Origin of the sequence: Lactiplantibacillus plajomi (assembly GCF_005405405.1) — a bacterium.
In the GTDB taxonomy this organism is placed as follows: Bacteria; Bacillota; Bacilli; order Lactobacillales; family Lactobacillaceae; genus Lactiplantibacillus; species Lactiplantibacillus plajomi.
In genome coordinates, this window is record NZ_BJDZ01000006.1 from 97,978 (window position 1) to 120,220 (window position 22,243).

Here is a 22,243-nt window from a genome sequence, read left to right on the forward strand (position 1 = left end):
AATCAATATGAAGATGCAGGTTACCGAAATTGCCAAGGCGGTTCAGGCAAGTAATGCTGAACAGGCTTGGCCCGATGTCAACGTGACGGGGGTGGCTTTTGATAGTCGTAAGTTGCAGGCGGGCGATTTATTTGTCCCGCTTGCCGGCGAACACGACGGCCACCAATTTATCCAAAGTGCGATTGACCACGGTGCGGTTGCAACCTTATGGGCGGACGACCATGCGGAGAGTGCTCCCAGTGATTTACCGGTGATCATGGTCGCGGATACGTTAAAGGCGTTGCAAGCGCTTGGTAAATATTATTTGCAGAAGATTAACCCGAAGGTCGTAGCGGTTACCGGTAGTAACGGTAAGACGACGACTAAGGATATGATTGCTAGTTTGCTTAGCACCCAGTTCAACGTGACGAAGACGCACGCTAATTTTAATAACCAAATCGGGGTGCCGATTACGCTATTGAGCATGGAACCGAATACGGAAGTCGTCGTTGTTGAAATGGGCATGGACCACTTCGGCGAACTGGACTTCTTAAGCCGCTTGGTTGAACCGGATATTGCGGTGATTACCATGATCGGTGAAGCCCACATTGAATTTTTCGGCACCCGCGATAAAATTGCCGATGCAAAGATGGAAATTGTGCACGGCTTAAAAGCTGACGGGACCTTCATCTATAACGGCGACGAACCATTGTTGCGTGAACGGGCTGAAAAAGTTAGTCAACGGCAACGGACGTTCGGAATGACTGACGATGATACGTTAACGGGTAGTGAAGTAACGACGAGTCGGGCGCAAACACAATTCAAAGCTAGTTTGTGGCCGGAAGAAGCCTACACGATTCCGATGATGGGTGCGTATAACGTGAATAACGCTTTGGCAGCTTTGCTGGTTGCCGATACGTTCCACGTTCGTTCAACTCCGGCGCGGACTGCGTTGGCAAGCTTCGTGCCGACGGAAAACCGGACGGAGTGGTTGACCGGTGCGCAGGGTGAGGCCATTCTGAGCGACGTGTATAACTCTAACCCGACGGCGGCTCGCCGTGTGTTGGCGGCCTTCGCCGCCGTTCCAACCAAGGGTCATCGAATCGTCGTACTGGGGGATATGCTGGAACTGGGTGAACAATCTGACACGTTACACGTCAGTTTAGCCAGTGAATTGCATCCAGAAACGATTCAAAGTGTTTACCTGAATGGGCAACACATGCAGGCCCTAGCAACCGCGTTGCAATCGCAATACCCAGCGGACGCGATCCATTACTACCCAACTGATCAACAAGAACAGTTGATCACGGATTTACGGGCTGAGGTTCAAGCGGACGATCAGGTTCTTTTGAAGGGGAGCCACGGCATTCACCTCGAGAACGTTTTACAAGCGTTACAAGCAAACGATGAAAAATAAATTTTAAAGGCTTTTCACGGAAGACGCCGTGCGCTAAGTCGGTATTGGTGACGCTCACAAAACGGAGCGGATCACTAGAATCGACCAGTTGCGCCCGGGGTCTTTCTTGCTTATTTATAATAACCGGTGTATGATAATCCAGTTGTACCATTTGAAAGTCAGACCGTTGGCTTACATGATAGCGCCTTACGGGGAACGGATTTTTTCCTAGCTGTCAGTAATCCCATGGTGTCATCCTTAGGAGGAAACATATTTGAAGTTTACAGAACTAGGCTTAACCGATAGCCTACTTAAAGCAGTTCAGCGGGCCGGTTACGAAGAAGCAACGCCCATCCAAGCCGAAACCATTCCGATGGTTTTAGACGGAAAAGACGTCATTGGCCAAGCTCAAACCGGGACCGGGAAGACCGCCGCGTTTGCATTGCCAATCCTACAACGGTTGGATTTTAGCAACCATAATATTCAGGCCCTCGTTATTTCACCAACGCGTGAATTAGCCATCCAAACGCAGGAAGAAATCTTCCGTTTGGGTAAAGACGAACGGGCAAAGGTACAGGTTGTCTATGGCGGGGCTGACATTCGCCGCCAAATTAGAAACTTAAAACAAAATCCCCAAGTGATCGTTGGGACGCCGGGCCGGTTACTCGACCACATTCGGCGTGGAACCGTTAAGTTAGATCATGTTCAAATGCTCGTCTTAGACGAAGCGGACGAAATGCTTAACATGGGATTCTTGGAAGACATTGAATCCATTATCAAACAGGTGCCGAATGAACGGCAAACGATGCTGTTCTCCGCAACGATGCCGCCAGAAATCAAGCGCATCGGGGTTCAGTTCATGAAGGAACCGCACCACGTTAAAATTAAATCAAAAGAAATGACCGCTGATACGGTTGATCAATATTACGTTAAAGCTAAAGAATACGAAAAGTTCGATATTATGACTCGGTTGTTCGACGTTCAGGCGCCAGAATTAACCATCGTCTTTGGTCGGACGAAGCGGCGGGTCGACGAATTATCAAAGGGACTGGAAGCGCGTGGTTATAACGCTGCCGGTATCCATGGTGATTTAAGTCAACAACGCCGGACGCAAATCATGCGCCAATTCAAGGCTGGTAAGTTAGATATCCTAGTTGCGACCGACGTTGCTGCCCGGGGACTGGACGTTTCCGGTGTGACCCACGTTTACAACTACGATATTCCGCAAGATCCGGACAGTTATGTTCACCGGATTGGTCGGACGGGGCGTGCCGGACATAAAGGGGTTTCCTTAACGTTCGTAACGCCTAACGAAATGGAATATTTGCGGGTCATCGAAAAGTTGACCAAGAAGCGGATGTTACCATTGAAGCCACCAACAGAAGCCGAAGCCTTTGCGGGCCAGTTGGCTGCTGCTGAATCAGACGTTGATACGTTAGTTGCGAAGACCTCAACTGATAAGTACGCGGACCAAGCGGCGGAACTCTTACGTAAGTACGATGCCACCGACTTAGTTGCAGCGTTACTGAACGAATTGACGAAGGACGACGCCAGTGCCGTTCCCGTTAAAATTACGCCAGAACGGCCGTTACCACGCCATAAGGGCGGCGGTAACCGTCGCGGTGGCTACCGTGGTAACCGTAACCGCAATAATAATAGTCATGGACGCGGCGGGTATTCACACGGCCGTAACCGTGACCGGAATGGCCGTGATCGCAATGGTCGCGGTGACCGTAAGAGTAACGGTTACAAGGGTCGTTCCCGTGATGATAACCGCAGCAACAACCGTAATCATGACGAAGGCCGTAAGCAAAGCAGTAAGCGGAGCTACACCATTCGGACGAATGACTAGGTTTTAGCGGATACATGACAAATTAACTCCAGAAATGGTGTGTTGATAATAAAAAGTCGAGCGTTGGCTCGGCTTTTTTGTTGCCGTTAAATGGTAAACTATGGGGGCACCGGTCGAAGATAACGAACCTTCACGCCAACGTGAAAAGATTGCGTGCTGGTTTTCCTTTTATCGCCCCGGAAGCTGTGGTAAATTGGAAATATCAGACACGATGAAAGGCGGCGCGAGCATGATTTATGGCACCGGGATCGATTTAACGGAAATCAATCGTATTCAAGAAATGTTAGCCGCGGGATTACGATTACCGCAAAAGGTTTTAACACCGGCGGAACTAGCGGTGTTCAATCGGTACCAAGGTCGCCGGCGCGCTGAATTTTTAGCCGGCCGGTTTTCAGCTAAGGAAGCGTACAGTAAGGCCTTTGGTACCGGCATCGGCGCCGCGGTCGGCTTTCACGACATTGAAATATTAGATGATCAGCTCGGTAAGCCGGCGTTAACCCGCCACCCGTTCGATGGGCCGGGCTGGGTGTCGATTTCGCACACCGACCAGTTAGTAATGACACAAGTAATCTTGGAAAGAGGCAAAATGTGATGGTTGTTATTGGGGAACACCGCCACACGCAGGTCACGGTTGACCTGCAGGCAATTAAGAATAATATTCAGCAGGAAATGCAACGGAAAGATGCGCTGACCGAACTGTGGGCGGTCGTTAAGGCCAACGGTTACGGTCACGGGATCATTCAAGTTGCGCAAGCAGCGAAGCAGGCTGGGGCTACCGGCTTTTGCGTTGCTATTTTGGACGAAGCCTTAGCGTTACGGGCAGCCGGGTTGACCGAACCGATTTTGGTTTTGGGCATCACCGAACCGGAATACGCCGCGTTAATTGCCGAAAAACGAATTTCGGTTGCCGTGGGTAGTCAGGAATGGTTAAATCAAGCTAGCGCAGTTTTGGCAGCGAATAACGTCAAAATTCCGTTGCGGGTCCACCTGGCACTGGATGCTGGTATGGGCCGGATCGGATTCCAACAGCCGGCCGACTTAGCTGCAACCGTTGCGCAATTGCGACAAGCCAACACGCTGTTTGATTTTGAAGGCATCTTCACTCACTTTGCCACCGCGGATCAGTCCGATGACACTTATTTCATGCACCAACTGGCTGTTTGGAAAAAGTTGATCGCGGTAATCGGCGAGTTACCGCGCTACGTCCACGTTTCAAACTCGGCGACGAGCTTGTGGCACCAGGCTTGCAACGGCAACGTTGTGCGCTTTGGGGTGGCGCTGTACGGGCTAAATCCGTCCGGCACAGCCTTAAGTGCCCCGTACAAGTTGCAACCAGCCTTGTCATTGACTGCCCAGTTGACCTTCGTCAAACGGTTGGCGAAGGGTCAGTCGGTTAGTTACGGCGCGACCTATACCGCAGCACAGGATGAATGGATCGGTACGGTACCGATTGGTTACGCTGACGGTTATGAACGTCGGTTGCAAGGATTTCACGTGTTAGTTAACGGTCAGTTTTGTGAAATCGTTGGTCGGGTCTGCATGGACCAACTGATGGTCCGCTTACCACACGAAGTCCCGGTAGGCACCAAAGTGACGTTAGTCGGCACGGACGGTGACCGGACGATTAGTTTACAAGACGTCGCCGACTACTGTGGCACAATTCACTATGAAATTGCGTGTGGGTTAGCCCCGCGGGTTCCGCGGGTTTACCTTGATTAAGACTTAAAGTACGGCTCTCGGTAACGGGAGTCGTTTTTTATTATCGTCAACGCATTCTAAGAAAAACGGAATAATTCGCTTAAGTTAATAATCAACTGATTAGCCAAAATTAGTAAACGGTTGCTAAAAGTGGAGAATTCATGCTATCATGAATGACAAGCATAGTCACAGTTACGATGGGATAACTAGGAGTAACTATGGGTGTCAGTATAAAGGGAGATGAGGCGATGGCCGCAGCTGATATTAAGCGTGGTGATATCTTTTACGCGGATTTATCACCAGTTGTGGGGTCTGAACAGGGCGGCATGCGCCCGGTGTTAATCGTTCAAAACAACGTGGGTAACCATTACAGTCCAACGGTAATCGTTGCGGCCATCACGGCTAAGGTTCAAAAAGCCAAAATGCCCACGCACGTGAACATTAACGCGGCACATACGGGGATTGAAAAAAATTCAGTCGTGTTACTCGAGCAGGTTCGGACAATCGACAAACAACGCTTAAAGGACCGGGTGACTCACCTAGATGAGCAAACGATGCGCCGGGTGGATAATGCTTTACAGATCAGTATCGGTTTAGCTGACCGGACCAATCGCAGGCACACTCAACGAACGTTGCAACCATAGTTAATTGATGGGGAAATAATCAATTTACATAAATCAAATCATTTCGGTGTGATAGCCGATTCACAATAACGCCAAACGCGCCAAGTTAGTTGTATTGACAACCGACTTGGCGCGTTTTTAACGGATTTTTGCTTGTGGTTTGGGACGCGGCGTGCTACGATGAAAGCCGTTTTGTATTTTCACAACGTGGTTCGTAACCATCCCACGTTAAAAAACTAGGAGGAACTAACAACATGACGCAATCAAAAATCCGGCCGTGGATCATCAACGCCCTCGTGGCGGCGATGTACGTAGTCCTATGCCTCGGCCCAGCCGCGTTCAGCCTAGCGTCCGGCGCGATTCAGTTTCGCGTTTCGGAAGGCTTGAACCATCTCGCGGTGTTTAACCGAAAATATATCTGGGGAATCGTCGGCGGAGTCGTCCTGTTCGATGCGTTTGGCCCCGGTGCCAGCCTACTTAACGTTTTATTCGGGGGCGGGCAATCATTATTAGCCCTATTAATCCTAACTTGGATTGCCCCGAAGTTAAAAACCGTTTGGCAACGCATGGTTCTGAACATCTTCCTGTTCACCATTTCGATGTTTATGATTGCCATTATGATCACCTTAATGAGCAGCGGCGTCGCCTTTTGGCCAACCTACTTAACCACCGCGTTATCCGAACTCATCATCATGACGATTACCGCGCCAATCATGTACGCGCTTGACCGGGTTATGCACTTTAGTGACCGAATCGGTTAACCAAATTTAAATTGTTTTAGAAGCATCCTAGCCTATTAACTTTTAGGTTAGGATTTTTTATTACTTGAGCGGGTAGACGCTGACGACATAAATCAAATTTGATTAGTAGATCGGTCCGCTCCGCCGTCACGAAAGCAAGGCTGTGGGCACGCTCGGAAGCCGATTCACAACCCGAATCGTCTCCCAAGACGGCCTTGTTGTAAGTCGCCCAAAAACGGCGACCAACAACAACCTCACAGCCATGTTTCGAAGGGCTCCGGGACAGCATCTAATTTGATAACCAATTGTTTCAAAGACACAACATACATATGCTGAAAAGCTTTTCTTAATGCAAATCGGTAATAAAATTATTTTTACAAATGGTCTTAGTATGCCGGTCCGCTCCGCCGTCACGAAAGCAAGGCTGTGGGCACGCTCGGAAGCCGATTCACACCCCGAATCGTCTCCCAAGACGGCCTTGTTGTAAGTCGCCCAAAAGACGGCGACTAACAACAATATCACAGCCATGTTTCGAAGGGCTCCGGGACCTAAGTAGAGCATCTGATTTGATAATCATTCGTTTCAAAAACACAACATACATATGCTGAAAAGCTTTTCTTAATGCAAATCAATCATAAAATTATTATTACAAATAGTCTTAGTATGCCGGTCCGCTCCGCCTGCACGAAAGCAAGGCTGTGGGCACGCTCGGAAGCCGATTCACACCCCGAATCGTCTCCCAAGACGGCTTTGTTGTAAGTCGCCAAAAGACGGCGACCAACAACAACTTCACAGCCATGTTTCGAAGGGCTCCGGGACCTAAATTACAGCATTATATCTAATAACGCGTTAGATTTAATGAACCAGTCGCTCAGTTAGCGATGTCGTTCATTAACAGATAACTTGAATTAGTAATTCTGAACGGATAGATCCTAAAATTCTTGATTTTCTAAGTAGTGACCCCCATTCAATAATCAATTACCGACCTAACGCAATCTATTCATACAAATTAACTTACTAATGCCTGCCAACGACCAACTTAAGCTTGGAGGGAAAGCGGGAACAGTCCCAGCGGTGAAGTTTCACTTGGTCGCCGGTTTTTGGCGAGTTAGTGAAAGCCCGGTGGTTAAGACCTGGGTTGTGGGCTTAACCCCGAGGCCACCGCGTTCCGGACTGATTCCCGCTGACTGGAAGGCTGACAAGTGTTTACTAACTTCGAAGCGATTACCAACCACTAGGATGAAGTGACGTTACCCATCTGTTTAGTACGTCTAATATTGTGTCCCTGACAGCTAGATTTAACAGCGAGTTTTTCACCAATTCTCATCAATGAAATCTAACGCCCGCCAACGACTAATTAAAGCCTGCAGGGAAAGCGGAAACGGTCCCAGCGGTGAAGTTTCACTTGGTCGCCGGTTTTTGGCGAGTTAGTGAAAGCCCAGTGGTTAAGACCTGAAGTTTGGGCTTGACCCCGAGGCCACCGCGTTCCGGACTGATTCCCGCTGACCGGAGGGCTGGCAAGAAAAACTAACTCGGAATCGAGCTAAACTTAAATAATTAAGTTCTGTTTTTCTTCAATTTAGTAACACTATGGATTTAGGTCAAGAATCTGGACACATTTTATGTATAATTTAAGCGACTAATTTTTCCTTTTCATTTGGAGTTAAATAATCAATGCTACTGTGAATTCGAGCACTGTTATAAAAGCTCTCAATGTAGCTGAATATTGCAGCATTTGCTTCTTCAAAATCCTGATAATGGTGTTGGTAAACCTCTTCTTTTTTCAAACTGGCGTGAAATGATTCCAAACATGAATTGTCATAGGGACAGCCACGCTTGCTATAAGAATGGCGAATATGGTGTTGCGCTAAGATCTGTTCAAAGCCAGCACTGCGGTACTGGCTACCCAGATCGGTATGCACAATTAAGTTATTAGTCGTCTTTCTAGTTTCAAAGGCTTGTTGAAAAGTGCTGATCACAAGATCAGCAGTCATATGACGGCTGATTTTATGGGCAATGATTTTACGTGAATATAAATCCTGAATGCTTGATAAATAACACCAGCCATTGGCTTTGGTGTGAATATAAGTTATGTCTGCACACCACTTTTGATTTGGACTGGTTGTACGAAAATCTTGCGCGAGTATATTTGAATAATCAGTCGCATCAATATCATTAGTTTGTTGATAATGCCACTTCTTGCGCGTGATTGATTTTAACCCCATTTGGCGCATTAATCGTTGAACTAGCTTAATACTGGCAGTCTTACCTTCTTTTTGTAACGCTTTTAGAATTTTAGGTGCCCCGTAGATACGTCTAGAATTAAAGTAAATGCGTTTAATCGACTGGCTAAGTGTCTTACGACGCTTGGCTTGTGGCGATACATGATTCTGCTGATGTTCATAGTAAGTTGAGCGTGGAACTGAGAGTACTTTACAGGTTTCTTTGATACTATGGTGCTTCAAATTAATATCAACGGCTGTCTGCCAGTCATCTGGGTTTACTTTTTGGCGAATATGGTTAAGGCTTTTTTTAAGATGTCATTCTCACTTTCTAGCTGTTTCAAACGTTTTTGCAACGCTAAAACATCTGATTTGGAAATTCCACTTCCTTTGTCTTCTTTATATAGATTAATCCATTTGTAAATAGTTACATTTGATACACCATATTCGTCTGTAAGATCAGCTACCGGGGCGCCATCCTGGTACAGCTTGACAATCATTTTTCTAAAATCTACTGAGTACTTTTTCTTGGTCATAAAAACACAATCCTTCCTATTATGGAATTATACTAAATCGTGTCCATGATTTCATACTACCTTCACTATGTCCAAACATGACTTAATGTTGTTGGCAGCGAGTTTTCACACTGGTTCTCATCAATAAGGTTAGACACTGGCAATAAAAAAGTACGTTGCTAAAGCAACGTACTAAGAAAAGAACCTATTCTGCTTGTAAGTCTTCAACTTCGATGACTTTGAATTGTTTGCGGTTGAGGTTGTCCGTGATGCGTTTGAGTTTTTCGGTGTCAACGTCTTCCGGAAGGGTGAATAATGTTCGGTGGCCGAGGGTGCCGGCTTGAACGTCAAGCGTTAGGCAACCGGCAATCGAGGTGTATTTCGTGATGATTTTGGCCATGGCGGCGAGGTCGCCACGTTCACCAATGGAGACGACGGTGAGGACGTAGCTACCGACGTTGACGTTCCAGGATTGTGAGAGCATGTCCAGTAGGCGGGTATGCGTTAGGATCCCGTAGAAGTAGCCGTGTTCGTCAAGGACGGCGATGTAAGGCAAGTCCTTGATTGAGAAAAAGACGTTGTAGAAGGCGGCGTCTAATTGAATGGTTTTAGTGGCATTTTTGAGGAGCGACGTGACGGGTAGTGACATGTCGCCACCACGCGATTTATGACGATAAATATGCATTTTGTAAATGTTACCGCGGAAAATATGACCGGTTTCATCTAAAATCGGGACACACCGGAAGCCGGAATCTTCTAAGACTTGTAAGGCTTCTTCCAAGGTTGAGTCGGCCGTGACCGTTGTTAAGCGTTCCTTGGGTTTAACAATTGTTTTTAATAACATGGCGAGTAATCCCCCAGACTTATTAGTTTGTTTTAATAAATGATACCATAAAACCGCTAAAAGTTCGCAGTGATTTGAGTGGTAAATCGCGATGAAGTCAATAAAAAAGCCGGTCCAAATGACTTTGGACTGGCTTTTGTTAAGGTTAAAAATTAATTAGAAAATAACAACGGGAGTTCCGGTTGGTACCGCCGCGTAGACTTTTGCCATGACTGATGGTGGCGTGTTAACGCAACCGTGCGAGCCGTGCGTTTTGTACCAAGTGCCACCGTAACGCGGTTGCCAAGAGGAATCGTGGATACCCTGGCCGGTGTCGTCGAACGGCATCCAGTAGGAAACGGGTTGGGCGTAGTTTGAACCGTTGTCGTTTTGGCCTTTCAGGGTCGTGTTTTGTTGTTTACTCCAAACGTCCCAAACGCCGGTCGTAGTGGCATGTTTACCCGGTTTACCGGTCACAACGTCGGTGGAAACTTTGACCTTACCGTCCACGTAGACCCACATGTGTTGGTTGACCTTGTCAACTTCGATGTAGGTGTTGCCGATGTCGGTACCGTGATCGTTGTAGCCGGAGCCGCTAATTAGTGGCGTACGGTTGAAATCCTTGCCGGCCTTGATCTGTTTAGCAAGGGCCTTGGCTTCGGCGTTAGCTTTGATCGACCAGCCGTAGAAGCCACCGCTAATTTTAACGGTCCCACGCTTGGTGCTTTTGAACGTCCGGGTCGTATGGTAGGTCCGGTACTTGGCATCAAGTTTGTTAACGTAACTTAGGATTTGGTCGTGATTTAGGGAAACGGCGCCGTCTTTAGCGACCGTCAGCCAATTTAGAATCGTCGTGTGCGGAACCTTTACCTTATGACCGTTGATGTGGTAGGTGATGGTTTCACCCGCATACTTCTGGGCCTGGGTCCGGGCCGTCTTTAAGCTGGTGCTCTTACTGGTGACGGTCGGCGTAACGTAAGCGTCTTTAAGTTGAATTTGGCTTTTACCCTCGCTCAGTGCGGTGGTCACAACCTTTTTGAGCTTGGGTTGACTGAGTTCAGTTCCCTGAACTTCTTTTTGAATTTGGACACCGTTATTTTTATAAACTAACTTAGCGTTGACCGTCTTAGTCCGCTTAGTGGCGTTAGCCTTCTTGGTGATGGTTGCCAGTAAGTTGTTCAGGCTGGTTTTATTAATCGTTAATTGACCGACGGGAGCCGTTTCATCAGCCTGGGCGGTTGCAACTAACGACAATGGCCAGCGCCAATAGTTTTGCTGTTGCGCGAGTTGGTTCAGTTCTTTTTTGGTGTTGATGGAAATTCCCGCAGATTTACTTGTGAATTGATAGGTCGTTTGGCCACTTTCGGTCACGTGATAAGTCCGGTGCTCAAGGGCGTGGTTCACTGAAGTGGCGGCTTGATCAGCGGTTTTACCACTGATATTAACGCCGGCCACCGTGGTGTTTGGCAAGAAAGTACGTTGGCCTTGCCAGATTAGGCTGGTGGCAACGTACGCGATAGCGAGAACGCCGACGATACTGCCGCCGATAATGAGCCCGCGTTTATGTGTCATGATAGTGTTGGCCTCCGTTTGTTTTTGATGTTCTCACCTTATAACAGAATGGGATGAAGTGCAAACGGCAAGGACGGGAAGATAATTGAAATTCGGGTAAAATAAAAGGGCCCTGCAAGAGAGCCCTCCGTTCAAACCGTTATTTGTTTTCCAATGCTGCTAAACCGTCGTTTAAGACCTTCTTTAAGGTTGCGGCGGAGTCTTGCATCTTCTTCAATTCGTCGGCTGAAAGTGGTGATTCGATAATCTTAGTTAAGCCTTTACCACCAATAACGGCTGGTGTCCCGATATAAATATCGTTCAAGCCGTATTGGCCGTCCATGTAGGCACCAACTGGTAAAATGGCGTTTTCATCACGTAAAATCGCCTTTGAGATCCGCATTAAGGCAGTCCCGATACCATAGAACGTTGCGCCCTTCTTGTTGATGATGTCGTAAGCTTTGTTACGAACGCCGTCTTCTAGGTCGGCTAAGTCTTGGTCGGTTACGCCGTTTTCCTTAGCGATTTGAGCGATTGGCTGGGTCCCGATAGTGGCGGTTGAGTAAGCCGCAAATTCGGAGTCCCCGTGTTCACCCATGATGTAAGCATCAACGGAACGTGGGTCAACGTTGAACTTCTTACCTAAAGCAACCCGCAGACGAGAGCTGTCCAGTGAAGTCCCGGAACCGATAACGCGGTCCTTAGGGAAGCCAGAGAACTTCCAAGTAGCGTAAGTCAAGATGTCAACTGGGTTAGCGGCTACTAAGAAAATACCGTCGAAGCCGGAGTCCACGATTGGCTTAACGATGGAAGATAAAATGTTTAAGTTCTTGTTTACGAGGTCTAAACGTGATTCACCCGGTTTTTGTGGTGCACCGGCAGTGATCACAACTAAGTCGGCGTCCTTGCAATCGGAATATTCACCGGAATAAATCTTCTTGGGAGCGGTGAAAGCTTGAGCGTCTTCAAGGTCGAGGGCGTCACCCAACGTCCGATCTTTAATAACGTCGACAATTACAAATTCTTCAGCAATTCCTTGTTGTGCCATGGCAAATGCGTAGCTAGAACCAACGGCGCCGTCGCCGACTAACACAACTTTTTGATGATTTGGCATGCTTGACAAAATAAGTCATCCTCTCGTAACGAAAATTTGTTTATTCAACATGCTCATTATATCATGAACAACGTTAATTAGTCTTGGGTTTTTGGGTGATTTTTAATGCGCTTTCATTATTGACTGAAATAAATTGTTGTAATTTCAAAGCTTTTCTGAAAAGGCGAAGACAACGACTTGAAACCGTTGGTTATATTTGAATCGGCCGTTTGAATACCGGTTAGGCTGCTAGGGTGGTGGTCGTTCAAATAGTAAGTGTTAAGGCGGTGATTGTGGTATACTGATTGCACTTCGAATACGCTGCAGAATGCGCCGTAGTGCAACTTCGAGCAGTGTTTGGTGCGATGAACAGGCTACGGCAGGTTGCCGAATCGGGGAAGTCCCCCGGTTCGGCCTGTTTGCTATGCAAAAATCAAATTATGGGAGTTTAACGAACGAATGAAAATGATCGTGGGTTTAGGAAACATTGGACAAAAATACGCGGGTACCCGGCATAACGTGGGCTTTATGATTGTTGATAAGCTTGCCGAACAATTAAACGCAACTTTTCAAACGAGTAAGTTTGAAGCGGAGGTCGCAACGGTTTTTAAAGACGGAGAAAAGGTTATGCTGGTCAAACCGTCAACTTATATGAATGAATCAGGCCGTGCGGTTGGTCCGTTGATGGCTTATTACGACGTCGACTTAAGCGACTTACTAGTCATCCACGACGACCTGGACTTACCTCTGGGCAAAGTTCGGCTAAAACAAAAGGGGTCCGCGGGCGGTCATAATGGTATTAAGAGTATTATTGCCCACGTGGGCGACCAAAAGTTTAAGCGCGCCAAGGTCGGCATTGATCACCCCCAAAAGATGAGCGTAGTCAATTACGTGCTGGGACAGTTTTCAGCCACCGAAAAGCCGCACTTTGAGGACGCAGAAACGACGGCGGTTGCGGCGGTCTCCGCTTGGCTAGCCGGCGACGACTTTGCGGCGGTCATGAATCAATATAACTAAGGGAGGACGTCACATGAATATTGAGGCGATTATTGAACAGACGCCGGATTTTCAAACGATTTTAGCGGGAATTAGTCCGAAGAGTCGCCAGTTGATCACGGGGCTAAACGGCTCCGCACGGACGGTTTATTTAACGGCTTTATTTCATCAACTAACGCATTCACTATTGATCGTGACGGATAACCTGTTTCACGCCAGTCAGTTAGTGGATGACTTAAATAGCTTATTGGCCGACGACCAGGTTTACCTGTTTCCGGCGGAAGAAATGATGGCGTCGGAAATTGCCACCAGTTCACCGGAATACCGGGCACAACGGGTTCAGGCGGTTAACGCACTGTTGCGCGATACGCCGGCCATCGTGGTGACCTCGGTATCGGGTGCCCGGCGGTTCCTACCACCGGTGGCGCAATTTAAAGCGGCTCGGATCGACTTAAAAGTTGGTGGCGACGTTGATCTCGCCGACTTACAAGTGCGTCTGCACGATATGGGCTACGTTAAGGAACAGCTGGTGGCGCGACCGGGCGACTACGCGGTCCGCGGGTCAATCATGGATATTTACCCGTTAGACGCGGACTACCCGTTACGGCTCGATCTATTTGATACGGAAATTGATACGTTGAAGTATTTTGATCCGGCGACTCAGCGTTCGGTACAAAATTTGGACGCTTATACGGTGCTGCCGGCAACTGACTTTATTTTAACGGCCGACATGTTACGGGCGGGAGCTGAACGCCTAAGGGCTGCCATGGCAACCGAAAGCAAGAAATTGAAAGCGGCCGATAAGCAAACCTTAGCCGACAACCTCGCGCAACCGCTGGCAGACATGGAAAAAGGGATTATCGGCAACGACTTGCTTTTGTACGGCAATTACCTGTACGATCGTAAAACCAGTATTTTTGATTACGTTGCGGCTGACGGCGTTGTCGTGTTTGACGATTATTCACGAATTCTGGATAGCGAACAGCAGTTGCTGACTCAGGAAGCCGACTGGGTGACTGACCAGCTCAGTCACCACCGCGTCTTATCCACGGCGACTTATGGAAACGAAATGCGCGACTTGTTACGTGATGACCAACACGCGCAGGTCCTGATGGCGCTGTTTCAAAAGGGAATCGGGAACGTTCGCTTCGCGCAGGTAACGAACGTGCGGACCCGACCGATGCAGGAATTCTTCGGGCAATTGCCGACGCTGAAGACTGAACTGGACCGCTGGCGGAAGCTAAAGCAAACCGTCGTTTTGATGGTTTCCGAAGCGGAACGGTTAACGAAGGTCAGCAACACCTTGGATGACTTTGAAATTGAGGCCGTGATGACCAAGGCGGAAAATTTGCAGACCGGGGTCGTACAGATTGTTCAGGGCAGTTTACAAAACGGTTTTGAGTTCCCGGATGGCCACCTCGTGGTGATTACGGAACAGGAAATGTTTAAGAAGGTAGCTAAGAAACGCCCCCGCCGTCAAACGTTAGCGAACGCGGAACGGTTGAAGAGTTATACCGACTTGAAACCGGGCGACTTTGTTGTGCACGTCAACCACGGGATTGGGAAGTACGTTGGTATGCAGACGCTGGAAGTCGATGGTGTGCACCAAGACTACATTACGATTGCGTATCAAAACAACGCTAAGATTTTCATTCCGGTCACCCAACTGAACCTGGTGCAGAAGTACGTCTCGTCGGAATCCAAAACACCCCACATCAACAAGCTTGGTGGAACGGAATGGACGAAGGCCAAGCGTAAAGTTGCGGCGAAGATTGAAGACATTGCTGACGAGTTAGTCGACCTTTATGCCAAGCGTGAAGCTGAGAAGGGGTACGCCTTTCCGGAAGATGACAGCTATCAGGATGATTTCGATAACGAGTTTCCGTACGCCGAAACACCGGATCAGCTGCGCAGTATTAATGAAATTAAGCATGATATGGAGCGGCCAAAGCCAATGGATCGCTTACTAGTTGGTGACGTGGGTTATGGTAAGACGGAAGTGGCGTTGCGTGCCGCTTTTAAGGCAATCGAAGCGGGCAAGCAGGTTGCCTTCCTTGTACCGACCACGATTTTAGCCCAACAACATTACGAAACGATGTTGAACCGGTTTGAAGGCTACCCGGTCAACGTCGGTATGTTATCACGCTTTCGGACGGCTAAAGAAATGAAGGAAACCGTTCAGCAGTTGAAAGATGGCGAACTAGATATCGTGGTCGGTACCCACCGGCTGCTGTCTAAGGACGTTAGCTTTGCTGATTTAGGTTTACTGATTATTGATGAAGAGCAACGCTTTGGGGTTAAACATAAGGAACGGTTAAAAGCGTTGAAGGCCAGCGTTGATGTGTTGACGTTAACGGCGACGCCGATTCCACGGACGCTACACATGTCAATGCTGGGGGTACGGGACCTCTCCGTCATTGAAACGCCACCGACCAACCGTTACCCGATCCAAACTTACGTGATGGAGCAAAACTACGGCGTGATCAAGGAAGGTATCGAACGCGAAATGCAGCGAAACGGCCAGGTCTTTTACCTGCATAACCGGGTTCATGACATTGATAAGGTCGTTGCCCAAATCAAGGCGCTGGTACCGGACGCCGCGGTCGCCCACATTGACGGTCAAATGCCGGAATCACAATTGGAGGGGATTTTATACGACTTCATTCGTGGTGAGTACGACGTGTTGGTGACGACGACCATCATTGAAACCGGGGTCGATATTCCGAACGTGAACACCCTGTTCGTGGAAAACGCGGACCGAATGGGCCTGTCCCAGCTTTACCAACTCCGGGGCCGGATCGGTCGGAGCAGTCGGGTCGCCTACGCCTACTTTACGTACCAACAAAACAAGGTGTTAACCGAAGTCGGTGAAAAGCGGCTCCAAGCCATTAAGGACTTTACCGAACTGGGTTCCGGTTTTAAAATCGCGATGCGCGACTTATCAATTCGGGGTGCCGGGAACCTATTAGGTAAACAACAACACGGCTTTATCGATTCGGTCGGCTACGACCTGTATACTCAGATGCTTTCGGAAGCCGTCGCTAAGAAACGCGGGCAGCAGGCCAAGGTCAAGACGGATGCCACGATTGAACTGGGCATCGAAGCCTACCTACCGTCCGAGTATATTGAAGATGAACGGCAAAAGATTGAAATTTATAAGCGGATTCGCCAGTTAGAAAATAATGACCAGTACCTCGAAGTTCAGGATGATTTAATGGATCGTTTCGGCGATTACCCGCAAGAAGTGGCCAGTCTGTTGGCGGTTGGTAAGTTGAAGATGTTGGCAGACGATGCGCTGATTGAAAAGATTCAACGCGACGATGACAATCTGAACCTAACTTTATCCAAGCAGGGAACGGCTAAGTTGGATACTAAAGATATTTTTAAAGCCCTCGCAAAAACGAAATTACGAGCGACAGTCGGCATTGATGATGATAAAATGAAGGTTAAATTAGTGATTCAGCCACAAATGCAGCCGCAGGAGTGGTTGGATCAACTGACTCAGTTTGTGGACCAGCTTGGTAAGATCTTAACGCCGGCAGCCACGACCGTCAGTACACCGGTCAAGTGATCGGTAGAAGGGATTTGCTATGCCAAAAGATCACCTGAACACTGTGTTCCGGGGTGCCCTAATTCTCTCGATTTCGTCGTTAGTGGCCAAGATTTTGAGTGCGGTATACCGGATTCCACTGCAAAATATGGTTGGTAACACCGGTTTTTACGTTTACCAACAAATTTACCCGATTTATGGCATCGGGATGACGTTCGCACTGAACGGCTTTCCGAACTTCATTTCAAAACTAGTTGCTGAACAACCGGACGCGACGAGTAAGTCACTGGTCACGCGCCGGGCCTTTCACATTTTAAGCGGACTGTCATTGCTAATTTTTCTGGGGCTACAACTTGGGGCCGGCTGGATCGCGACGCGGATGGGTGACGTTCGCTTAGCACCGATTATTAGTTCGGTGGCGTGGATGTTTATTTTCATGCCGTGGCTGGCAACCGGCCGTGGCTTTTATCAAGGGCAATTCCTGATGGGACCGACCGCGGTCTCACAATTGATTGAACAGGTCGTGCGGGTCGCCATCATTATCCTGGCCGCCTATTTCAGTATTCACCGGGTTTGGGATGATTACCACATGGGGACTTGGGCAATGAGTTCCGCGGCGTTTGCCGCGATTTGTTCATCTCTCGTTTTTACGAATTTCGGATTAAAACACTTATTAGCGCCAGCTCCAGTAGCAACGCGACCACTGCCGAGTTACCGCAAGTTGATCAAGCGGTTTATTGTGGAAGGTGGAACGCTCTGCCTAGTTGCGGCGGTGGTGATCTTGCTCCAGCTAATTGATTCATTCACCGTTATGAAGGGGTTGTTGGCGCAAGGCCAACTCCCAGAAATTGCTAAGTCGTTAAAGGGGGTCTACGATCGTGGTCAGCCACTGGTTCAACTAGGACTGGTCGTGGCGACCTCGTTTTCGGCCACCTTACTACCGGCGTTGACCAACGCGTTAGCCAAACGTCAGTTTATTGAGTTTAAACGCCAGACCCAGGCAATGGTGCGGGTCAGTCTCGCACTGTCAATGGCGGCAACGGTTGGGTTGGTGGTTTTGATGCCGTCGATTAACCGCCTGTTGTTCGGGTCGTTGGAAGGGACCACGGCACTGCGGGTCTACGCGCTTAGTATTGTCTTTGCGGCGTTGATTACGACTTATACGAGTGTGTTGCAAAGCTTGAACCAGTACGGTGCCATGATTATTGGGATTATTGCCGGACTGGTGACGAAGCTAGCGCTGAACTACACCTTGGTGATTCATTACGGAATCAACGGCGCTAGTCTGGTGACGGCGATGAGTCTGGCCGTGATGTTTGGCATTATGTGGCTCGGGTCACCCGAAGACTTGCAACGGGTTTTACTGGAAAGCGGGTTTATAACTAAACTGTTGGCGATTAGTGCGGCCATGGGACTGGTCGTCCTCCTCAGCAGTCACGAGATTCGGGCGCTAGTTGGACCGGCCATGGCGGACAACCGTGGGATTGCCGGTATCGTAGCGCTAGTCGGGGTTGCCGTTGGCGTTGTTGTATTCGTTGGTGGCGCCGTCGCCGGTCGGTTGTTTGCGATTCGCGAGTGGCTCGTGCTGCCGTATGGACGACGCTTAATTAAAGCAGTTGCAAAAAGAAAGGAACATCGCTCATGAGTATGCGGTTAGATAAATTTTTGAAAGTTTCACGGATTATTAAGCGGCGTTCAGTCGCTAAAGAAATTGCGGATAAGGGTCGGATTCAGATTAACGGTAAGGTGGCGAAGTCTTCCACCAACGTTAGCGTTGGGGATGAATTGATCATCGGCTTTGGTAACAAAACGTTGACGGTCAAGGTTAACCAGTTGCTGGAAACGACCAAGAAGAACGATGCTGAATTGATGTACGACATCGTTAGCGAAGATTACAAGACGGATTATCGGCAACCGTTTAGTGATTAAGCCGACTTCGGTCGATAAAAATGGGCACAAACGTTGAGCTCAACGTAATGATGTCGTTTACACCGGCGGTTGAAGTTGTTATAATTTAGGCAACCCAATTTGAAAGGACTGCACCGACATGACGAACGGTTCCCGGAATAAAGTTCAACAGTTAAATAATGACTATGCGCGTCAAGTAGCGAACGACCAGCAAAATCAGCGCCAGCGGATCAGCCGGGTGCGGCGGCGTCGGTTCGTCGTTATCGTGGCTTTCTTTGGTGCGTTAATGCTACTTTTAGGTTATCAACTGATTAACACACGGGTAGATTTGCACCAAGTGAACCGGGAAGTTGCGACCAGTCAGGTCAAATTAAAACGGGCACAACAAAAAAATAGTCAGCTAGAAACGCAGATCAAACAGCTCAATAATAAAGATTATTTACAAAAATTATTGCGGTCAAAGTATGATTATACGAAGAGTGGCGAAACGGTCTATAGTTTACCAAATGACAACGCTGCTGACGTAACTGCTAACTAGTCAAGGCTCAGGTCTGCTTTTAGTGAGTAGACCACTTTTTGTTCGTTGAAAAAATGTTTAAATCAATGTTTCACAAAATATGCTATACTAAAACCATTATTTCATAGGAGGAACAACTTTTTTTATGGCAATTGAAGTAGGTACGAAAGTCACTGGTAAGGTATCTGGAATCACGAATTTTGGTGCGTTCGTGAACCTGGGTAATAATCAAACGGGGCTGGTTCACATCAGTGAAGTTTCCGATGGCTTTGTTAAAGATATCCACGATGTTTTGAGTGTTGGCGATGAAGTCACGGTCAAAGTTTTATCGGTTGGTAACGACGGTAAGATTGGCCTGTCCATTCGCAAAGCGGTTGACCATCCGCACGGAGAACACGGCCATAATGACCACCACAATTCCCACCAGGGCAATAGTCATGGTCGGAACGAACACCAAAACAACGGTAACCATCGCGAACGTACTAATAACTTTCATTCGCGCGGTGGTAACGGCGGTGGCCGTTACCAATCCCGCCAACATGAAAACAAGAAACAGGACTTTGATTCGTTAATGTCTGGTTTCTTGAAAGAAAGTGAAGACCGACTCGCCACCTTAAAGCGTAATACTGAAGGTAAACGTGGGGGTCGCGGCGGTCGCCGGAGTTAATCCAGGCTAGGGCGATATTGCCATTAATTTAGTGCTAATATGACCACGGAATTTTTACGCGGTCAGTCAATTAAAACGGGAAGGGTTATGATGACCTTTCCCGTTTTCTGTTAAGTTTAAAGTTTGGAGGTGTTGACCGGTGACGCCCGTGCAACAATTTAACCGCCAGCTGGCCGCAGCCGGCTTGCTTGATCCAACGAAGACGGTAGTCGTCGCCATTTCAACCGGGGTCGACTCGATGGTGTTATTAACCTTATTACAGCGACTTCCCACTCAACAGCGGCCACAATTAGTTGTAGCTCACGTTAATCATCAGTTGCGAGCTGAAAGTGATGCTGAAGCGGCTTATTTACAACGGTATTGTGACGATCACGACCTGACGCTACGTGTAACCCGTTGGCCGCAAGCGCAGCACCCTCAAACCGGGGTCGAAGCGGCCGGCCGGAAGTTTCGCTACCAATTTTTTGCCGATGTCATGCGTGCAAGCGGAGCGGTAGCGTTACTAACGGCGCACCACGCCAACGATCAGGCGGAAACCTTTTTAATGAAACTTGCGCGCGGCGGTGACTTGGCTCAGTTAACGGGTATCGCTGGCCAGCGACCGTTTACGGTTGGACAACTAGTCCGCCCGTTATTAACTTGGCCTAAAGCAGCCTTGTACGCGTACGCTGACCGGCAGCGAGTACGATTCTTTGAAGATGCGACCAATCAAGATGTTAGCTTCACGCGTAACCGGATTCGCCACCGGGTTGTTCCGGAACTGACCACCGTTAATCCCGAATTCTTAGGTCACGTTGCTGGTTATGAACGGCAATTGGCAACGTTACTAGCAGCCCAAAAGCAGATGGTGGCGCAGTTATTACCAACGGTACTGACTAGTAATACCAAGTTGCAGCTTCAAGCATGGGCGGCGCTGCCGACGTTGTGGCAGGCGCCGGTTTTTAGGGAGTGGCTGCAGCAGCGGACCGGGCAATTGTACAGTTTGGCGAAACTTGCGCCCTGGCAGCGGTGGTTAGTCAACACAAATCAACCGACCGGCCGGCGGCAATTAGATGCTGACTTCGATTTAGTGAAGACGGTTGATATGATTGACGTTTCTCCCCATAAAAAAAGGGTTAAAAAGTTAATGCCCGCTGAAAAAATTATGGTAGACTTAAACCAATGGCAGAAAATTACTGCGGGACAAACCGTGGGGGTTTTTGCGTCACCACCAGGATTTGCGGCGCAGCCGTTCCGGTTGGCTGCAAATGACTGGCCGCTTAGTTGGCGACCGTGGCAACCGGATGATCGGGTAACGCTGCGGGGTGGTGGCCATCAATCCGTACGGCGAATTTTGATTAATCACAAGGTGCCGCGTGCGGCTCGTCACCAGGTCATGGTGTTGGTCAACGCGACCGGTGACGTGTTATGGGTCGTGGGTCACAAGTTTACCTATCGTAAACGTGAGTTTGGCACCCAGACAGTATTTTTGGCCTCAAAACCACGGGAGTTGAAAGGAGTACATCTGAAACGATGAACAACGACATTGAACGAGTGCTTTATAGTCGCGAGGATATCCATCAGGTTGCACAGAAGTTAGGAAAACAGTTAACGACGGATTACGCGGGGAAGAACCCGCTGATTATTTGTGTGCTCAAAGGTGCCATCTTATTTACGACCGACGTGATGCGCGAAATGGATATTTACGCGGACATTGATTTTATCAATTTATCAAGTTACGGTAACGAGACCATTTCGAGTGGCCAGGTCCAGCTAACTAAGGACTTGGATGCTGACGTGACTGGCCGTGACGTTTTAGTTATTGAAGACATTATTGATACTGGTCGCACGTTGAAGTTTTTGATCGACTTATTGAAGGGACGCGACGTTAATTCGGTTAAGGTCTGCACGTTACTGGACAAACCAGCTGGGCGGCTAGTCGACATTAAAGCGGACTACATTGGTTTTGAAGTCCCGAATGAATTCGTTGTTGGTTACGGTTTGGACTACGCAGAACGCTACCGTAACTTACCATACGTTGGAATTTTAAAACCTGAAATTTACCAGCATTAAAGATTGGTCAATGAAAGTCAAATGTGCTATTATTTAGACTATCGAAGAATAGCACCACGCT

The 22,243-nt window shown here is 48.3% G+C and carries 19 protein-coding genes and 1 riboswitch; of the genes, 14 read left to right on the forward strand and 5 right to left on the reverse strand.

Annotation, left to right across the window (positions count from 1 at the left end):
* Window positions 1-7 precede the first annotated feature (7 nt).
* The 6 genes from FFM82_RS03665 to FFM82_RS03690 all read left to right on the forward strand — a co-directional run bounded on the left by FFM82_RS03665 (window position 8) and on the right by FFM82_RS03690 (window position 6,309).
* The gene (locus FFM82_RS03665; RefSeq protein ID WP_137644517.1) at window positions 8-1,396 is read left to right on the forward strand and encodes a UDP-N-acetylmuramoyl-tripeptide--D-alanyl-D-alanine ligase; all 1,389 of its coding nucleotides are present in this window, start codon (window positions 8-10) and stop codon (window positions 1,394-1,396) included.
* 253 nt (window positions 1,397-1,649) lie between these two features.
* Window positions 1,650-3,227 carry a degradosome RNA helicase CshA gene (cshA, locus tag FFM82_RS03670; protein ID WP_137644518.1) on the forward strand — a complete coding sequence of 526 codons (1,578 nt, stop codon included), beginning with the start codon at window positions 1,650-1,652 and terminating at the stop codon, window positions 3,225-3,227.
* A gap of 229 nt (window positions 3,228-3,456) precedes the next feature.
* Complete coding sequence (gene acpS, locus FFM82_RS03675) at window positions 3,457-3,819, forward strand: holo-ACP synthase (protein ID WP_137644519.1); 363 nt, start codon at window positions 3,457-3,459, stop codon at window positions 3,817-3,819.
* Window positions 3,819-4,946 (forward strand): alanine racemase, encoded by a 1,128-nt coding sequence (alr, locus tag FFM82_RS03680; RefSeq protein ID WP_137644520.1) that lies wholly within the window; start codon window positions 3,819-3,821, stop codon window positions 4,944-4,946. The genes acpS and alr overlap by 1 nt, the downstream gene beginning before the upstream one ends.
* A gap of 227 nt (window positions 4,947-5,173) precedes the next feature.
* Entirely contained in the window at window positions 5,174-5,569 is a 396-nt protein-coding gene (locus tag FFM82_RS03685) for a type II toxin-antitoxin system PemK/MazF family toxin (protein ID WP_137644521.1), read from the forward strand.
* 180 nt (window positions 5,570-5,749) lie between these two features.
* Window positions 5,750-5,794: riboswitch (PreQ1 riboswitch) on the forward strand.
* Between the two features lie 8 nt (window positions 5,795-5,802).
* Window positions 5,803-6,309 (forward strand): QueT transporter family protein, encoded by a 507-nt coding sequence (locus FFM82_RS03690; protein WP_137644522.1) that lies wholly within the window; start codon window positions 5,803-5,805, stop codon window positions 6,307-6,309.
* Between the two features lie 1,610 nt (window positions 6,310-7,919).
* Here FFM82_RS03690 and FFM82_RS03695 read toward each other — a convergent pair.
* From FFM82_RS03695 to FFM82_RS03715, 5 genes are all read right to left on the reverse strand, one after another.
* Window positions 7,920-8,804, reverse strand: a complete 885-nt coding sequence (locus FFM82_RS03695) for an IS3 family transposase (protein ID WP_105782191.1) — start codon at window positions 8,802-8,804, stop codon at window positions 7,920-7,922.
* Window positions 8,789-9,046 carry a transposase gene (locus FFM82_RS03700; RefSeq protein ID WP_017866964.1) on the reverse strand — a complete coding sequence of 86 codons (258 nt, stop codon included), beginning with the start codon at window positions 9,044-9,046 and terminating at the stop codon, window positions 8,789-8,791. Before FFM82_RS03700 ends, FFM82_RS03695 begins: the two co-directional genes overlap by 16 nt.
* 184 nt (window positions 9,047-9,230) lie before the next feature.
* On the reverse strand, window positions 9,231-9,869 hold the full coding sequence (gene cbpA, locus FFM82_RS03705; RefSeq protein ID WP_137644523.1) for a cyclic di-AMP binding protein CbpA: 639 nt from the start codon (window positions 9,867-9,869) through the stop codon (window positions 9,231-9,233).
* 156 nt (window positions 9,870-10,025) lie between these two features.
* Window positions 10,026-11,420 carry a L,D-transpeptidase family protein gene (locus FFM82_RS03710; protein WP_137644524.1) on the reverse strand — a complete coding sequence of 465 codons (1,395 nt, stop codon included), beginning with the start codon at window positions 11,418-11,420 and terminating at the stop codon, window positions 10,026-10,028.
* A gap of 139 nt (window positions 11,421-11,559) precedes the next feature.
* The gene (locus FFM82_RS03715; RefSeq protein ID WP_137644525.1) at window positions 11,560-12,522 is read right to left on the reverse strand and encodes an L-lactate dehydrogenase; all 963 of its coding nucleotides are present in this window, start codon (window positions 12,520-12,522) and stop codon (window positions 11,560-11,562) included.
* A 429-nt stretch (window positions 12,523-12,951) separates the two neighbouring features.
* On the opposite strand from FFM82_RS03715, the gene pth reads away from it, so the two are divergent.
* The 8 genes from pth to hpt all read left to right on the forward strand — a co-directional run bounded on the left by pth (window position 12,952) and on the right by hpt (window position 22,182).
* Entirely contained in the window at window positions 12,952-13,509 is a 558-nt protein-coding gene (pth, locus tag FFM82_RS03720) for an aminoacyl-tRNA hydrolase (protein WP_137644526.1), read from the forward strand.
* Window positions 13,510-13,522: 13 nt separating this feature from the next.
* Window positions 13,523-17,059, forward strand: a complete 3,537-nt coding sequence (mfd, locus tag FFM82_RS03725) for a transcription-repair coupling factor (RefSeq protein WP_137644527.1) — start codon at window positions 13,523-13,525, stop codon at window positions 17,057-17,059.
* A gap of 19 nt (window positions 17,060-17,078) precedes the next feature.
* Window positions 17,079-18,683 (forward strand): polysaccharide biosynthesis protein, encoded by a 1,605-nt coding sequence (locus FFM82_RS03730; RefSeq protein ID WP_137644528.1) that lies wholly within the window; start codon window positions 17,079-17,081, stop codon window positions 18,681-18,683.
* Between the two features lie 2 nt (window positions 18,684-18,685).
* Window positions 18,686-18,967, forward strand: coding sequence for an RNA-binding S4 domain-containing protein (locus FFM82_RS03735; RefSeq protein ID WP_170178196.1), 282 nt, complete (start codon window positions 18,686-18,688; stop codon window positions 18,965-18,967).
* Window positions 18,968-19,085: 118 nt separating this feature from the next.
* Window positions 19,086-19,484 (forward strand): FtsB family cell division protein, encoded by a 399-nt coding sequence (locus tag FFM82_RS03740; protein WP_137644530.1) that lies wholly within the window; start codon window positions 19,086-19,088, stop codon window positions 19,482-19,484.
* A 124-nt stretch (window positions 19,485-19,608) separates the two neighbouring features.
* A complete protein-coding gene (locus FFM82_RS03745) occupies window positions 19,609-20,130 on the forward strand; it encodes a S1 domain-containing RNA-binding protein (protein ID WP_137644531.1) in 522 nt (173 codons plus the stop codon).
* A gap of 139 nt (window positions 20,131-20,269) precedes the next feature.
* Entirely contained in the window at window positions 20,270-21,646 is a 1,377-nt protein-coding gene (tilS, locus tag FFM82_RS03750) for a tRNA lysidine(34) synthetase TilS (RefSeq protein WP_137644532.1), read from the forward strand.
* Window positions 21,643-22,182, forward strand: a complete 540-nt coding sequence (gene hpt / locus FFM82_RS03755; protein ID WP_137644533.1) for a hypoxanthine phosphoribosyltransferase — start codon at window positions 21,643-21,645, stop codon at window positions 22,180-22,182. Before tilS ends, hpt begins: the two co-directional genes overlap by 4 nt.
* The last annotated feature ends 61 nt before the right edge of the window (window positions 22,183-22,243 follow it).

What these genes read in the sequence shown, in the direction of transcription:
- alr (WP_137644520.1), top strand. Translation starts at nt 3,819, where the DNA reads ATGGTTGTTATTGGGGAACACCGCCACACGCAGGTCACGGTTGACCTG.
- FFM82_RS03665 (WP_137644517.1), top strand. Translation starts at nt 8, where the DNA reads ATGAAGATGCAGGTTACCGAAATTGCCAAGGCGGTTCAGGCAAGTAAT.
- cbpA (WP_137644523.1), bottom strand. Translation starts at nt 9,869, where the DNA reads ATGTTATTAAAAACAATTGTTAAACCCAAGGAACGCTTAACAACGGTC.
- FFM82_RS03700 (WP_017866964.1), bottom strand. Translation starts at nt 9,046, where the DNA reads ATGACCAAGAAAAAGTACTCAGTAGATTTTAGAAAAATGATTGTCAAG.
- hpt (WP_137644533.1), top strand. Translation starts at nt 21,643, where the DNA reads ATGAACAACGACATTGAACGAGTGCTTTATAGTCGCGAGGATATCCAT.
- FFM82_RS03740 (WP_137644530.1), top strand. Translation starts at nt 19,086, where the DNA reads ATGACGAACGGTTCCCGGAATAAAGTTCAACAGTTAAATAATGACTAT.
- FFM82_RS03735 (WP_170178196.1), top strand. Translation starts at nt 18,686, where the DNA reads ATGCGGTTAGATAAATTTTTGAAAGTTTCACGGATTATTAAGCGGCGT.
- FFM82_RS03730 (WP_137644528.1), top strand. Translation starts at nt 17,079, where the DNA reads ATGCCAAAAGATCACCTGAACACTGTGTTCCGGGGTGCCCTAATTCTC.
- FFM82_RS03710 (WP_137644524.1), bottom strand. Translation starts at nt 11,420, where the DNA reads ATGACACATAAACGCGGGCTCATTATCGGCGGCAGTATCGTCGGCGTT.
- acpS (WP_137644519.1), top strand. Translation starts at nt 3,457, where the DNA reads ATGATTTATGGCACCGGGATCGATTTAACGGAAATCAATCGTATTCAA.
- mfd (WP_137644527.1), top strand. Translation starts at nt 13,523, where the DNA reads ATGAATATTGAGGCGATTATTGAACAGACGCCGGATTTTCAAACGATT.
- FFM82_RS03690 (WP_137644522.1), top strand. Translation starts at nt 5,803, where the DNA reads ATGACGCAATCAAAAATCCGGCCGTGGATCATCAACGCCCTCGTGGCG.
- pth (WP_137644526.1), top strand. Translation starts at nt 12,952, where the DNA reads ATGAAAATGATCGTGGGTTTAGGAAACATTGGACAAAAATACGCGGGT.
- FFM82_RS03745 (WP_137644531.1), top strand. Translation starts at nt 19,609, where the DNA reads ATGGCAATTGAAGTAGGTACGAAAGTCACTGGTAAGGTATCTGGAATC.
- FFM82_RS03685 (WP_137644521.1), top strand. Translation starts at nt 5,174, where the DNA reads ATGGCCGCAGCTGATATTAAGCGTGGTGATATCTTTTACGCGGATTTA.